The 14,115-nt window shown below is 41.6% G+C and carries 12 protein-coding genes; 7 read left to right on the forward strand and 5 right to left on the reverse strand.

Going from position 1 to position 14,115, the window contains the following annotated elements; all coding sequences use genetic code 11:
- On the forward strand, nucleotides 1-215 hold a 215-nt coding region (locus ACQKCP_RS12695), incomplete at its 5' end, for a hypothetical protein (RefSeq protein WP_427612569.1).
- A gap of 397 nt (nucleotides 216-612) precedes the next feature.
- Here ACQKCP_RS12695 and ACQKCP_RS12700 read toward each other — a convergent pair.
- Nucleotides 613-873, reverse strand: coding sequence for a DUF1289 domain-containing protein (locus ACQKCP_RS12700; RefSeq protein ID WP_427612570.1), 261 nt, complete (start codon nucleotides 871-873; stop codon nucleotides 613-615).
- A gap of 187 nt (nucleotides 874-1,060) precedes the next feature.
- On the opposite strand from ACQKCP_RS12700, the gene ACQKCP_RS12705 reads away from it, so the two are divergent.
- From ACQKCP_RS12705 to ACQKCP_RS12715, 3 genes are all read left to right on the forward strand, one after another.
- Entirely contained in the window at nucleotides 1,061-1,747 is a 687-nt protein-coding gene (locus ACQKCP_RS12705) for a YqiA/YcfP family alpha/beta fold hydrolase (protein WP_427612571.1), read from the forward strand.
- A 92-nt stretch (nucleotides 1,748-1,839) separates the two neighbouring features.
- Complete coding sequence (parE, locus tag ACQKCP_RS12710; RefSeq protein WP_427612572.1) at nucleotides 1,840-3,726, forward strand: DNA topoisomerase IV subunit B; 1,887 nt, start codon at nucleotides 1,840-1,842, stop codon at nucleotides 3,724-3,726.
- A 165-nt stretch (nucleotides 3,727-3,891) separates the two neighbouring features.
- Nucleotides 3,892-4,587: a lysophospholipid acyltransferase family protein gene (locus ACQKCP_RS12715; protein ID WP_057762140.1), complete on the forward strand. Its 696-nt coding sequence runs from the start codon at nucleotides 3,892-3,894 to the stop codon at nucleotides 4,585-4,587.
- A 178-nt stretch (nucleotides 4,588-4,765) separates the two neighbouring features.
- Here the strand turns inward: ACQKCP_RS12715 and ACQKCP_RS12720 are convergent, their stop codons facing one another.
- Nucleotides 4,766-5,548: an SDR family NAD(P)-dependent oxidoreductase gene (locus tag ACQKCP_RS12720; protein ID WP_057762139.1), complete on the reverse strand. Its 783-nt coding sequence runs from the start codon at nucleotides 5,546-5,548 to the stop codon at nucleotides 4,766-4,768.
- Nucleotides 5,549-5,846: 298 nt separating this feature from the next.
- Here ACQKCP_RS12720 and ACQKCP_RS12725 point away from each other — a divergent pair, with 298 nt between their 5' ends.
- Nucleotides 5,847-7,298: a hypothetical protein gene (locus ACQKCP_RS12725; RefSeq protein WP_427612573.1), complete on the forward strand. Its 1,452-nt coding sequence runs from the start codon at nucleotides 5,847-5,849 to the stop codon at nucleotides 7,296-7,298.
- Nucleotides 7,299-7,426: 128 nt separating this feature from the next.
- On the opposite strand, the gene ACQKCP_RS12730 is transcribed toward ACQKCP_RS12725, so the two are convergent.
- Nucleotides 7,427-9,091, reverse strand: a complete 1,665-nt coding sequence (locus ACQKCP_RS12730) for a mechanosensitive ion channel (protein WP_101205998.1) — start codon at nucleotides 9,089-9,091, stop codon at nucleotides 7,427-7,429.
- Between the two features lie 456 nt (nucleotides 9,092-9,547).
- On the opposite strand from ACQKCP_RS12730, the gene ACQKCP_RS12735 reads away from it, so the two are divergent.
- Nucleotides 9,548-10,279 carry an FKBP-type peptidyl-prolyl cis-trans isomerase gene (locus ACQKCP_RS12735; protein ID WP_427612574.1) on the forward strand — a complete coding sequence of 244 codons (732 nt, stop codon included), beginning with the start codon at nucleotides 9,548-9,550 and terminating at the stop codon, nucleotides 10,277-10,279.
- 134 nt (nucleotides 10,280-10,413) lie between these two features.
- Here ACQKCP_RS12735 and argA read toward each other — a convergent pair whose 3' ends face one another.
- Nucleotides 10,414-11,736: an amino-acid N-acetyltransferase gene (argA, locus tag ACQKCP_RS12740; RefSeq protein ID WP_057762129.1), complete on the reverse strand. Its 1,323-nt coding sequence runs from the start codon at nucleotides 11,734-11,736 to the stop codon at nucleotides 10,414-10,416.
- Nucleotides 11,737-12,134: 398 nt separating this feature from the next.
- Here argA and ACQKCP_RS12745 point away from each other — a divergent pair, with 398 nt between their 5' ends.
- Nucleotides 12,135-12,722: a hypothetical protein gene (locus ACQKCP_RS12745; protein WP_427612575.1), complete on the forward strand. Its 588-nt coding sequence runs from the start codon at nucleotides 12,135-12,137 to the stop codon at nucleotides 12,720-12,722.
- A gap of 174 nt (nucleotides 12,723-12,896) precedes the next feature.
- Here ACQKCP_RS12745 and ACQKCP_RS12750 read toward each other — a convergent pair whose 3' ends face one another.
- Complete coding sequence (locus ACQKCP_RS12750) at nucleotides 12,897-13,901, reverse strand: patatin-like phospholipase family protein (RefSeq protein ID WP_427612576.1); 1,005 nt, start codon at nucleotides 13,899-13,901, stop codon at nucleotides 12,897-12,899.
- Nucleotides 13,902-14,115: the final 214 nt, after the last annotated feature.

Raw genomic sequence — 14,115 nt, forward strand, 5'->3', positions numbered from 1 at the left:
TAGTGTGGTTCGCCCATGTGAGAGTAGGTCATCGTCAGCTCTCTATTCTAGATAAAGCCCCCAACGCTAACGCGTTGGGGGCTTTTCTTTGTGCGCGGTTTGGTGACGGATCTATTGATTTCAGTCTAATTTATTCTAGCAAGCGTATTGCAGTATTGATTATAGAAAAATTTGAAGGTATGCTATTTTCTATTGAAAGCGCTTCTAACTCGTAAAAAGCACTGTATTAAAGACAAAGCCGTCATTAGACTAATAAGGAAGTATGCGTGTCAATTTGGTTGCTAGTTCTAATATCATCTTTGCATATTACTATTGGCGGGGCTTTTTCTTTTGGTTTTCTTTTCTATATGTGTGCGGAGGGAAGCCCAAGCTTAACCAAAATTGAGAATAATATTCTCTTTACCTTACTGATCGGATATGCAGCTTCGCTTGTAATTAGTGTTGGAATGGCTGTCTATTTTTACGTATTTACTACTAGCAATTTATATTATTGGTGTTTCGCCATACCGTGGGGATTACTGACTTTACTGTTAAGTTATTGGGCATATATTGTAGCCAAATTTAATGCATTCTGAGGATGTTATTGGCATGTCTGGCCTGATTAATTACTTCTTAAAATAATTGACCTATCTCAGGTATCTCTTCAAAATCAAATCCTAACTGTTCATCTTTACGCTGTCTCATTTGTTCTATACGCAGCTTACGTCCAGCGATAAGCCTTAGCACCTCGCGCTGCTGCTCTGTCGTCATATCATGCCATCGCTGGCGCTCAGTTCGACTACGCAGGCAACCAAAGCAATAACCCTTCTTATTGCTTTGGCAAAGACCAATACATGGATTGGCAATCTTGAACAGCTCAAACTGTTGATTCATGACTCCTCCATAATGACTACCGTCATTCCTTTGACCTGCATAAAATCACTGTACAACATTATTATGTCGCAAATACTGACTAATAGTGTGCCATTTTATTGTTATTATTTCCGTCTAACGGGTGCTATGCTTAGCTTTGATAGCCTTTATAATATAATCATAACAAAATTAATAAGTGAGATGATACGTGAACTTGATTTATATCCATGGATTGGACAGTGATGCCAACTCGACCAAAGGAGTGTTGCTAGAAAAATATTGCCAGCTTCATTATCCTGATATTAATGTGCTGCGTCCTGATTTAAATCAGACCCCTGCACAAGTGTGTGAGCAATTACTGTCTTTAATCAAAGCACTAAATAATAGTGCAGATAGAAAATCAGCAGATAAGCAGACTGAGTTATCAAATACGGTATTAATCGGCAGCTCGCTAGGAGGATATTTTTCTACTTTGATAAGCAATCAGATAGGCTGCCCAGTTTTATTGCTTAACCCCAGTATCCAGCCCCATATCACTTTACAGCGTTTCTCTAATCAACCAGTATCAAGTCAAGATAATTTAAATGAGTTATCTACTAGCAAAGTCCTGCATACAACAGCGGGCGGCTGGAGTATTACGCCTGCTGATTTACAGTGGTTTGCAGATAATCAGCTGTTATCAGTAAATTATCCCGATAAAGTTGCTGTGCTACTAAAAGAAGGCGATGAGTTGTTGAATTCTGAATTGTCTAAAGATTTTTATCAAAGTAAGGGCGCATCGGTAACAGTGCAAGTAGGTGGCGATCATCGCTTCAGTGACTTTGATAAGCAGCTGCCGATGGTAATGAATATCTTACAGAGTTTAGTACAACCTCAAATAGACGACATTATATGACGTAAGCGATGGAGTATTGACGTTAACGTCGCTATTTTTCGTTATAATGGTTTAATAGAATTAAACGCACGCGAACAGTTAAGGATGCATTTGTGAGTCAATATAATGCGCAATCGTTAGAAGTTTTAGAAGGTCTAGAGCCAGTCCGTCGTCGTCCAGGTATGTATACCGATACCACGCGCCCGAACCATTTGGCGCAAGAGGTCATTGATAACTCAGTTGATGAAGCGTTAGCTGGTTATGCTAAAACCATCAAGGTGCAATTGCATAGTGATGGATCGTTGTCTGTCGAAGATGACGGGCGCGGTATGCCAACTGATATTCACCCTGAGTTTGGTCAATCTGGTATTGAGCTGATTTTGACCCGCTTACATGCAGGTGGAAAGTTTTCGACCTCTAATTATGAAGTGTCAGGTGGTCTACATGGTGTAGGTATTTCCGTTGTCAATGCGCTATCAACTCGCGTTGAGGTTACGGTATGGCGTGATAGCACACAGTTTGATATGGCATTTGAAAATGGTGCACCAGTTACGCCATTGACGGAAGCAGTCAGCTCAAATAAACGCAAACGTGGCACCAGAGTGCACTTTTGGGCAGATGGTAGTTTCTTCGATACGCCCAAATTTAATGTAAAACAGCTCAAACACAATTTAAAAGCAAAGGCTGTTTTGGCCGCTGGACTGACGATTGAATTCACTGACGATATCAATGATGAAAAGGTCGTTTGGCAGTTTACGGATGGGGTAGTCGAGTATCTAAGCGAACAATTAGATGGTTTGGAAACATTGCCTAAAGCACCGTTTTATTATAATTATGATGCGAAAGCGGGCGAACGAGCTGCTATTACTTTTGCCTTGTCTTGGTTGCCTGATGGTGGTACGCCGATTCAAGAAAGCTATGTGAACCTTATTCCGACAGCTCAGGGCGGTACGCACGTCAACGGACTACGCACGGGCATTTTAGAAGCTCTGCGTGAATTCTGCGATATTCATAATTTGCTACCACGTAGTGTGAAGCTAACCGCAGAAGATGTCTGGGACGGGGTGAACTATATCCTGTCTCTTAAATTCTCTGAGCCACAGTTTTCTGGTCAAACCAAGGAGCGTTTATCTAGTCGCGAAGCTGCTGGAGCGGTTCAGACCTTGGCGAAAGATGCTTTTAGTTTATGGTTAAACCAAAATGCAGACATGGGTACTCAAATTGCAGAGTTGGCCATCAATAAGGCAGGTCGCCGTCTAAAATCGGCCAAAAAAGTCGCTCGTAAAAAGATTACTCAGGGACCAGCATTGCCAGGTAAATTGGCAGACTGCCGTGGTGATTTGCGTGATGGTGCTGAGTTGTTCTTAGTAGAGGGTGACTCTGCGGGTGGTAGTGCTAAGCAAGCAAGAGATCGTCATTATCAGGCAATCTTACCTCTGCGTGGCAAAATCTTAAATACGTGGGAAGTATCATCAGATACGGTGCTATCAAGCCAAGAGATTCATGATATTGCCATTGCTATCGGTGTGGATCCTGCCTCTGATGACTTGTCTGAGCTACGTTACGACAAGATATGTATCTTAGCGGATGCTGACTCTGATGGTCTGCACATTGCGACATTGATCTGCGCTTTGTTTGTGAAGCATTTTCCTGCGCTAGTGGATGCGGGTCATTTATTTGTGGCCATGCCGCCATTGTACCGAGTAGATGTAGGTAAAGAAGTTCATTATGCATTGGATGAGCCGGAGCTTGCACATATCTTGGCTAACGTACCAGGCAATAAAAAAGCTCAGATTACACGTTTTAAAGGGCTTGGTGAAATGAGTGCTGAGCAACTACGTGAGACGACGATGAGCCGTGATACACGCCGCTTAGTACAGTTAGATATGGATGACATGGTACTGACCAATAGTGTGATGGATATGCTACTGGCTAAGAAGCGTGCCTCTGATCGTAAGTCGTGGCTTGAGAGTAAAGGTGATTTGGCCGATATTTCTTAACACTTAGCAATAAGTTTAAAGAAGTAAGTGTACAGAATATCGAAATAGGTCATTACTTATATTTATGGTTAAACGATCTATCACATAATAAAAGCACGCAAAATTCAGCCTAGCCACAAAGGCTTAATGGTATTATGTCAGTACCTTTCATTATATTGTGCTGTCATGATACCGAAGATTTTTAACCGTTCTAAGTCTGTTGTTTCTAAACCTGCGCGTTCCAAAGTACTCCCAAAACTTAGCAAGAAGCATTTGGGAGACAAGGTTCCAAAGCGTGGCAACAAGTTTGCGCCTGTTATTGCATCCGCGCTGTTAAAGGCGTCAGGTTGGCGTACTGTAGGCGAGATTCCAAATATCTCACAAGCTGTAGTGCTTGCGCTGCCCCATACTTCTAATGTGGATGGTATTTATGCGATTCCAAGTCTGTTTGCATTAGATATCAAAATCAGCATTATGGGCAAGCACACGCTATTTAAAGTTCCTGTGTTTGCACAGTTATTAAATTGGATAGGGGTTATTCCTATCGATCGTGGTAATAAAGGCTCTGTACTGCAAGCCAGTATTGATAAGTTCAAAACTGGTGAACCATTATTTTTGGGATTATCACCAGAGGGGACACGGCAATATACTGAGTCGTGGAAGACAGGTTTTTATTATTTAGCGGTGGGTGCTGGTGTACCGATTTTGCCAGTAGCGATGGACTACAATACTAAAGAAATACGGTTTATGTCACTGGTTTATCCTACAGGTGATATCGAAGCAGATTTGCCAAAAATATATTCTCAGTATAAAGGGGTGTTGCCAAGACACCTTGAGCGTTTGTCACAGCCACTACAAGACATCAATAATGCAGCTGAATAAGTTAAATGGTATAAATATTAGTTCAATTAGTTAAGTTAAAATCACTGGTTGTATTACAGGTGCGAAGAATCAAAGATATCTACAACTAAGTTCTAATAATTAATTTTGAAAAGCCCCTGATATGATGGTATCAGGGGCTTTTTTTGAATAATATTTGTATGTCTATCAGCTTAACAATTTAAAACTGTGGCTGTCCGTTAGAAGCGCTAACACCACCATCGACAGGTAGGTTGACACCGGTAATCATGGAGGCATCATCACTTGCTAAGAAGGTAATGGCAGCGGCGATATCCTCTGGAGTTGCCAAACGTCCAAGCGGACAGCGAGCTAAGAACTTATCCGTTTTAGACTCATTGTCTTGGATAGCCGTAGTCATATCAGTTTTGGTGACACTTGGATTAACCGCATTAACACGAACACCATCCGAACCATGATCTAATGCCAATGTGCGGGTTAAATTAGTCACACCCGCTTTAGCAGCATTGTAAGCAGCCATATTCCAGTCACCACCCACACCTGAAAGCGATGAAATATTGACGATATTACCCTTTGATGCAATCAAATGAGGCATAGCAGCTTGAGAGACATAGAAGGTCCCGTTTAGATTCACATCGATAGCAGAGCGCCAATCATCAGCAGATAGCTCTGTAATTTTACCTTGAGTTGCCTTACCAGCATTATTTACCAAGATATCAATTTTGCCAAATTTGTCGATAGCGCGCTCAACCATCTCTTGTACTTGGCTTTGAACGCTAATGTCGCATGTAATAATGAGATAATTGTCAGTATGAATCCAAGTACGATCTTGTGGCAACTCTTTGGCAGTTTCTTCTAGTGTTGCTGCCGTACGTCCTACTAGAACCACGCTAGCGCCTTCCTCGGCAAAGCGAATAGCAGTTGCACGGCCAATACCAGAGCCTGCACCCGTTACAACGACGGTCTTTTCTTTAAAACGCTTCATAATGTTTAATCCTTATTATTATATAATAGTCATTAAAAATTCGATGATTAAAATTTCAATGACTACGGTTTCGATACATACAACTAAGTACAGTTTGTCATCCATAAACTTGCACGCAAGCAATACTGCTTTGATATCATCATAACAAGTGATCGCTTTGAAAGCGACTGTCTCTGATAGTGCTTATGTAGCATAATTTTGCATCATTCAGATATTTGTAATACGCGATAATGATGTTGTTATTATTACAAGCTGGCATGTGCGATATTCACCATACGATAATAGAAGGTTGGAACTTGTGTCCCATTCGATTACTACTATGCCCGACTGGGGCTATCTGACGACTGAGCTAGTCAGTTATTTACAAGCAGATGCTATGGCAGTGACTCTAGCAGGTATGCATACGATTGAACATGAATACAATGCTCAGTATATCGCTCGTCACTACCAGTATCAGTTGCCACTTGGCAAGCTGCAGCTGTTGGAGCTGACACTATATCTACCCTATGATACAGAATCAGTTGATATTGAGGCTGTACGTATGACTGCGGTAAAGTCGGCACTTACATGGTACAAGTCATTATCGACTCAAAATGAAGCCAATGCTTCAATTGGTTATGAAGCTATGATCTTTGACATTCAGCTTGTCGGAGGAAGTAGCAGTCTCAATCAAGATGATAGCGGTGACAATGCAAATAATTCAAACAGTGCTCTACAGCGACTTAAACACAATTTCGGGGTTCGTTACTTTTTAGAAGACTTAGTTGTCGACATGAGCGAAAGCATGCAGCAGCTGCAAGTCTTTAGCTGGGATGACTGGTACTCGATAGCAGCAGCAGTACGAACCCCATGTGAGTTATGGCGTTTCTTAGTTTATCATCTGGAGCAGCTACAGCAGTCGGCTGTAAATCATATTCCAAGTTTTGAATCGGAAGATGCTTTGGCTGAGCGCTTTTTACAAAGCCCAGACCTGTTTGCCCCTGCCATTGTAGTCGACAATGCGCTCATCAAAAATGAAGTACAAGACGAACCTAACTCAGCACTGGTCGCCATCACGCTTGCCTACAAGAACCAAAGTTCAACTGCTCAAATGTACCATCAGCATATGATACAAGCGGCCACGATATGGTCTCAGCTAAGTATGCAGATGATAGATACGTATGGTAAAAAGCACGTAACTAATAACGACGAACAGTTAGAAACGCCGCTCGCTCACTGGCAACAACAACTACTAGATGAGTCTTTGTTTTCACGTCACGAGCTTATCCGTACGCTATATAGACACCCTAAACAAAGTGCAGCGTTGCAAAAAGATGGCTATGTGGTACATCAACACTCTTATGAGAGTTTGGGACGACATTATGTACTGGTTTTTTATGGTCAGGATTCAAAAGGGCCTAATAGTAAAGCCGCTGTCCAACCAAAGCTAGCAAAAATCGCACAGGACGTTGCCACACGTTTGCCAATTATTGAGCTTCATCATGTAGTCGTGCTTGGTATCGACTTTATCACTGAGAATAATGAGAATTTTTTCGATATTGATTTGTGGATTCAGCCAGTTGATGCGATGACTCAAAGGGAGCGCCAACTTACTAAGCAAATGCAGAAGCTAAAGCAACAAGAATTAGATAAACAAAATACGCCAACTGCTAGTAGCGTGGAAGGTGGTAAACCTGCGAAGGCGCAAAAAGAGAAGCTACCTCAAGTACAGATGAGCTTAACGATTCCAGCGCGTAAAGATAAGCAGTAGATAGACGTAGTTAGTTTTCTACCCGTTTATTAATAAGAAGAACCATGGATTTATTAATATATTTACTGACATAAAAAAAGACAGCCTAGGCTGTCTTTTTCGTATCTAAATTAAACAATCAAAAATACTTATTTATTGATATCGTCATTGAGACCGCTACCAGGAAGTACGTTATCACTGTTGTAGATGTCATTAGTATCAACACGTGGTGTATCAACTACGTCGGTACGTAAATCAGTGGTAGGTGTGCTAGCAGCAGAGGGCGTGTTTTCACGAACTGAATCAGCAACCTTTTCTTGAGTTGATGAACTTGGCTGTAGCGCAGATTTTGCTTTCGCTTCAGTGCGTTCATGATCCATCTTATCCTGCATTTTACGTAGGAAGCGAGCAGCAGCTTCTTGACCACCAAGACCAAATGATAGGGCAAAGGCAACGGCTACCGCGCCTAGTGTCAGACCAAATGCTAGGTTAACGATTGAATCGGCAATACCCATCGCTTTTAGACCCATTGCTAATACTAGGCCCATGATTAATACACGTACGATGTTTGCTAGGAATTGTGAACCTTGCTCAGAACGTTCAACCACACCTGCAATAATATTGGCAAGCCAGAATCCGATGAATAGGATAATTGCGCCTAGGATGATGTTTGCACCGAATGCGATAAACATCGTAATAATAGCTGAGATAGGCTCGAAACCTAACAAGTCAGCAGCTGCAATAGCGGCGAATAGCATAGCGAAGAAGATAATCGCATAACCAACTAGGTCAGAGATTTTCTTATCACCCATTGTTTCTTGTAGACCCACTTTCGCAGGCAATTGGTTGATTTGAGTGTTCTCAATCAGACCTTTGATGATGTTGGCAACCATGCGTACAACATAAAAAGTTACTACTAAGATAGCGACTGCCATAAAGATGTTTGGCAGTGCTTCCATGATTTTATTAAGCATATTGGTCGCAGGGCGAGCAATCACTTCGATTTTTAATGCGTTTAGAGCAGCAATAATGGTTGGAATGATAACCACAAGAAATGCTAATGAACCTGCAATGTTAGGCAAGCTGTTTTGCTCACTTAAACCTGCTTTTGATGCCAATTCTTGTACATTAAAAGTAGAAACAAGATTGGTTACGATACCGCGTACGACTTTGGCAATGATATAACCAACGACGAAGACCACACCAGCAATCAAGATATTAGGGATGAAGCTAAAGATTTTGTCGACCATATTAGTTAATGGTGCAAACAAACCATCAAGCTCTAATTGACCAAGTACCATGGTCAACACAACCAATAAGATGAACCAGTAAACCATATCAGCAATTGTACTGCTCATTGGTTTTACACCAGCTTGTGCACTTAAACGCTCATCCATAGAGGTTTTTGCGAGTGCTGCGTTGATCGCTGTGCGTGCAACAGTAGCCACGACCCAACCGATTACACCAAGTGCGATAGCGCCGATAAGATTAGGGATAAATGCCAATACTTGATTAACCATATTTGCGAATGGTGCTGAGATAGAGTTTAAGTTTAATTGGCTAAGTGCGCCTGAGATAGCAATGATGAAAATAAACCAGAAAACAATTTTGGAGATGATACCTTCAAGGTCGTAGGTCTTACCAGTTGAAGAGTTCATACGTTGATTGAGATTAACTTTAGAGAGTACGCCGCGTACCAGTGCTGCGATACCAAGGGCTACTAGCCAACCAATAACGAATATCAGAATAGCACCAATGATGGAACCGATAGGTCCACCAAGATAGCCGTTAAAAGATGTGTACATTGGGTTCATCTTATCCTCCTTGAAGCATCTTATATAACTCGCCAAAAACAATGTTCATACAGCGATTAGTGAGCAAGACATACAGATGGTTGTCATAAATAGTATTTTTAGAATCAGTTATATAGAGATATTATCGTTTTTGAGCATAAACTATTATCAGCAGTATCTCTTATTTATATTACAGTGACTTCGCTATCGATATCTGCTTATTTTTGATAAAAATTAACGCTCGGTTACTTATCCCCTTAACTAATTCAGCTTAGCTGATGTATTAATGGATTTAAAGACAGAAAGCTTTACCTGTTACTATATTTGTGTGATAACTTGTTATTATGATAGAAGATATTAACATAGACTATACATTCGCCCGATAATTTCGTGCAAAGCGTAGTTCCCAAAACTAAGATTTGTTATTATAGAGGAATGTGACATCTCGCCACTATTCTTACAATTAGAGAGTACTTTATGAAAAAAATCACTACTTTAGGCGTTAGTGCACTTGCTAGCGCTATGTTGTTAGTAACAGGCTGTAGCACCAACAATGGTAATCAAGAAACAGCCACTCAAAGCGTTTCCATTACTGAACAAAGCTCAGCTAGTGAAAAAGTAGGTTATAGCTTAGGTTTCATGATGGCAGAAGGCAATAAAGACGCTGTCAAAGATCTAGACCTAAATACTTTTGAAAAAGGCTTCCGTGATGGCTACGAAGGCAATGAATCAGCATTGACCCAAGAGCAAATGCAACAAGTATTGATGGACTATCAAAAAGAGCAAGAAGAGCAGTTTGTTAAAGATATGGAAACCAAAGCGACAGAAAATAAAGCCGCTGGTACTGCATTCTTAGCAGAAAACGCTAAAAAAGAAGGCGTGAAGCAAACAGAGTCTGGTCTACAGTATAAAGTTATCAAAGCAGGTACTGGTAAATCACCAAAAGCAACTGATGTGGTTGAGGTAAACTACGAAGGTAAATTGCTTGATGGCACGGTATTTGACAGCTCTTATGAGCGCGGTGAGCCAATCGAGTTCCCACTAAACCAAGTAATCGCTGGCTGGACTGAAGGTCTACAGTTGATGAAAGAAGGCGGAAAATACGAGTTCTATATCCCATCAGACATCGCTTATGGCGAAGCGGGTAACGCTGGTATCGAGCCTAACAGCACGCTTATCTTTACTGTTGAGCTATTAAAAGTAAAATAAGCATTTAAAGCAAATATTGTTTAGGTAATTAACCTAAAAAAGCCTTCATATAATTATGAAGGCTTTTTTGTGATTAAACGTCTTATCTCAGACTGATATTGACCTTACAAAGCCGATATCAAGTTGGTGATAAATTATAGATTCTTCTGAAAGACTTTAGAGTTTCGGCCGTTATGGTACTTCTCTAAACGTGCTTCAGGTAAAGCGCTGGCTTCAACTTCAGCAAAGCCTTGCTCGACGAACCAGTGTGCGGTACGAGTGGTCAAAACAAACAGCTTGTACAAACCATGGCTACGCGCTTGCTGTTCTAGAAACGCTAGTAAATCTGCACCGCGGCTACCACTACGGTACTCAGGACGTACGGCAACACAGGCAACTTCCGCTGATTCTGAATCTAGTGTGTGCAATGCTGCACAGCCCAAAATCATACCATCGCGCTCAATCACACTATAGTTATCAATCTCTTGCTCCAAGCGCTCGCGTGAACGACTGACCAAGATGCCTTGCTCTTCTAGAGGTGACAGCAGCTCAATCAGACCAACCACGTCATCGATATTGGCACGGCGAATTTCTTCATAAGGGTCGTGGCTAATCAGCGTACCAGAACCATCACGTGTGAATAGCTCTTCTAGTAATGCGCCGTTTTTGGCATACGAGATAATGTGCGTGCGATGGACGCCTTGACGACAGGCCAAACTTGCACAGTTCAAGAAATAATTAATTTCGCAATTTAAATCACGGTCACGTAAGAAGCGATCAACTTCATTTGGAATCATTTCACGTAATAAACGATCGTCGTCGTTGATACCCGCTTCTTCACCTAAGAATATAAGTTTGTCAGCACCCAGTGCTACGGCAGCGCTTAGGGCAACATCTTCCGCTAATAAGTTAAATACTTCGCCAGTTGCAGAGTAGCCCATCGAGCCTAGTACAACGATATGGTCATGAAGTAGGTTGTTTTTAATGGCTTCCACATCGATAGAACGCACTTCGCCTGTCATTTGGTAATCAATACCTTCACGGATACCGTATGGGCGCGCTGTCACGAAATTACCTGATATCGCATCGATACGCGAACCATACATCGGAGAGTTGGCCAGTCCCATTGATAGCTGAGCTTCAATCTGTAAACGAATAGCACCAACGGCTTGTAAGATAGACGGCATCGCCGCACGTGGCGTAATGCGGATGTCTTGATGTAGTGGCGATTCAATATTAGCGTCTTTTAAGTTCTTTTCGATTTGCGGTCGTGCCCCGTGTACCAGTACCAGCTTGATACCCAAGCTATGCAACAAGGCAAAATCATGAATAAGTGTGCTGAAGTTCGCATGATTGACCGCTTCACCACCAAACATAATCACGAAAGTTTTGCCGCGATGGGTATTAATGTAGGGTGCAGAGTTACGGAACCAATGGACGTATTCAGGGTTAATCTGGGGCATGGAGCTAGTAGTCATAATGGGAGCAGTAGTCGTTAGAATAAGAAAAGGGGCGCAGCAAAAAAATGCCTAACGCTAAAGATTTACCATAGCAAAAAACGCGGTTATGAGCTATCTTTTATTTCAGCTGTATTCAAGCATTCTAATTGCCAATCGCTGATATACACAACCTCAACACTGGGTTAATGTACGTACAAATGCTTTTTGTTATGCTAAGCGCTATTGCTTTACAGATGCTGAGCGAAGATAATCAGGTTAGATAAGTGAGTTCATGTGTTTGATAGATTGTATGGACTATTTCACAGCGATATCTTGTGTACATCGTAATGCGTTTTATCTGTTGAACAAATTATAAAAATAACTTAAGTTGCACCATCTGTGTTTTACCGATATATCAACCAGGGATAATGAAAATCATGAAAAAAAGTAACCAGTTTGCTAGCCCGTTCAGTGCTTGGAGCGGCCACCGCTTATTTCACGTTGTTGCCGGTACCCTTATCGGTGCAATGGTCGTTACACAAGCCTCAGCGATGCTGCCAACACCAGAGCAAGCGGTTGATAGCTCAATGGCTATTCAAGCAAATCCTAATAAGAGCAGCAACTCAAGTGCTCAGGCCGTTAATAGCAGAATCACAGCGTCATTGGTTAGTGTTGATGCCAATGGTCAAGAAGTGCTCGTCCCTGTAGATACCAACACGCGTTTGCAGTCAGGTAATGTACTGGAGTATCAAGGATATTTTACCAATACCAATGCAGATCGCGTCCGTAAAATGACCGTTACGATGAGTATCCCAGAGCAGGTAGAGCTGCTAAAGACCGTTGCTCCTGAATTTCCGTATGGCAGTGTAGATGGCAGCAATTTTGCTCGTATGCCATTACGTACCAAGGTAGATAATCAGCTACAAGACGTCGCGCTTAAGTACTATAAAGCGGTACGTTGGGACTTAGAAGGTGTAGGCCTAAATGATACCGTCGCTGTAAAATACCGTGCTCGTGTCAAATAGTCCTGAGTTTTTGGATTAGAATTTAGCTAGCATTGATGTAGTTAGCACTGAAAACTATCCATTTAGTACTGAAAGCTATTAATAAAAAAGCACCACAGTTTATAGCTGCGGTGCTTTTTTATGGTGTGACAGGACGTTTGATATTTTTGCTGATAAGTAATTAATAATACTCAGCTACAGCGTGGCATATTTGCTACTAGATTTCTCTTGAATAAGTTGTTTGATAGCATTGATTTGTGGCGTTGTAGCTTGGGCGCCTGCTTGTATTAGACTGCGTCGCTGCCTAGTATCTATTGAACTGTTACGACCGACATTGGGAGTAATAACAATATCCGCTCGATCCCGCTCGCTCTGATTTGACGCGGAGCGATTAGCAGTCAGGTTAGTAGCTAGAATATTGGTTTCTAGAAAGCCCCAAAAATCACTCAATGAGTTAATAGTCGGTATTTGATTATTAGTATTATCACTGCCTTGAGCTCCCGTTACATCTACAGCAATGACAATATCAGCACCTAAGTCATAGGCGCTATCTACTGGTACTAAACTGATCACACCACCATCGACATATTTTTTACCGACCTTCTCAGGAATGCGCGGGGCAATAAAAATATTAGGTACGCTACAGGACGCTTGTACGGCAAGCCCTGCATCGCCAGTGGTAAAGACTGTTTTCTTCAGAGTGTGTTTCTCTGCTGCGATTGCCGCAAAAGCAATGGGGAAATCCTCTATAGCACGCGCATTCACTTTGCTATTAATAAAGTTTTTTAACTTAATACCGTCGATAAAACCTTGATTGGACAAGGTAAAGTCTGTGAGCTGACTATCAGTAGTGGTCAATGCCAATTGCTCAAGCTGTGCCGGCGTGTAACCACTGGCGTATAAGCTGCCAATCAAGCTACCCACACTCGTACCGACCACCAATGTTGGTTTGATACCGTTTTCTTCTAGCGCCTTAATGACACCTACATGGGCAAACCCTTTTGCGCCACCACCACCCAATACCAGTGCGACAGTAGGAGTCTTAATAACAGGCTCTGGCGTTGCAGGAATAGTCGATGGCAATGTGCTACACGCACTAATATAAAAACCGAGAAATGGTATTAAGCTCAACCTCAGTAATTTTAGATTATGACGAATCAGATTGTGACGAAACTGACGAGGCAAAATAGAAATAAGCATAGAAAAACACCTTACGAAATTGCCAGAATTCAAAAAATAAGACATCAGTTATTGATATGATGAGGAGAAGCGGTTTATCTATAGTAGCTAGACTGTATAGATGCTATTTTACTAAATAGCCTAGTATAAGCAATTGTATTGTCAGCTATAATGAAATGAACCGACTTTTTATACGTACTATCGTTATCGCTATTCTGTGGTACAAGTCATCATG

The sequence above is a fragment of the Psychrobacter sp. NPDC078631 genome (genome assembly GCF_050268165.1).
Taxonomy (GTDB): domain Bacteria; phylum Pseudomonadota; class Gammaproteobacteria; order Pseudomonadales; family Moraxellaceae; genus Psychrobacter.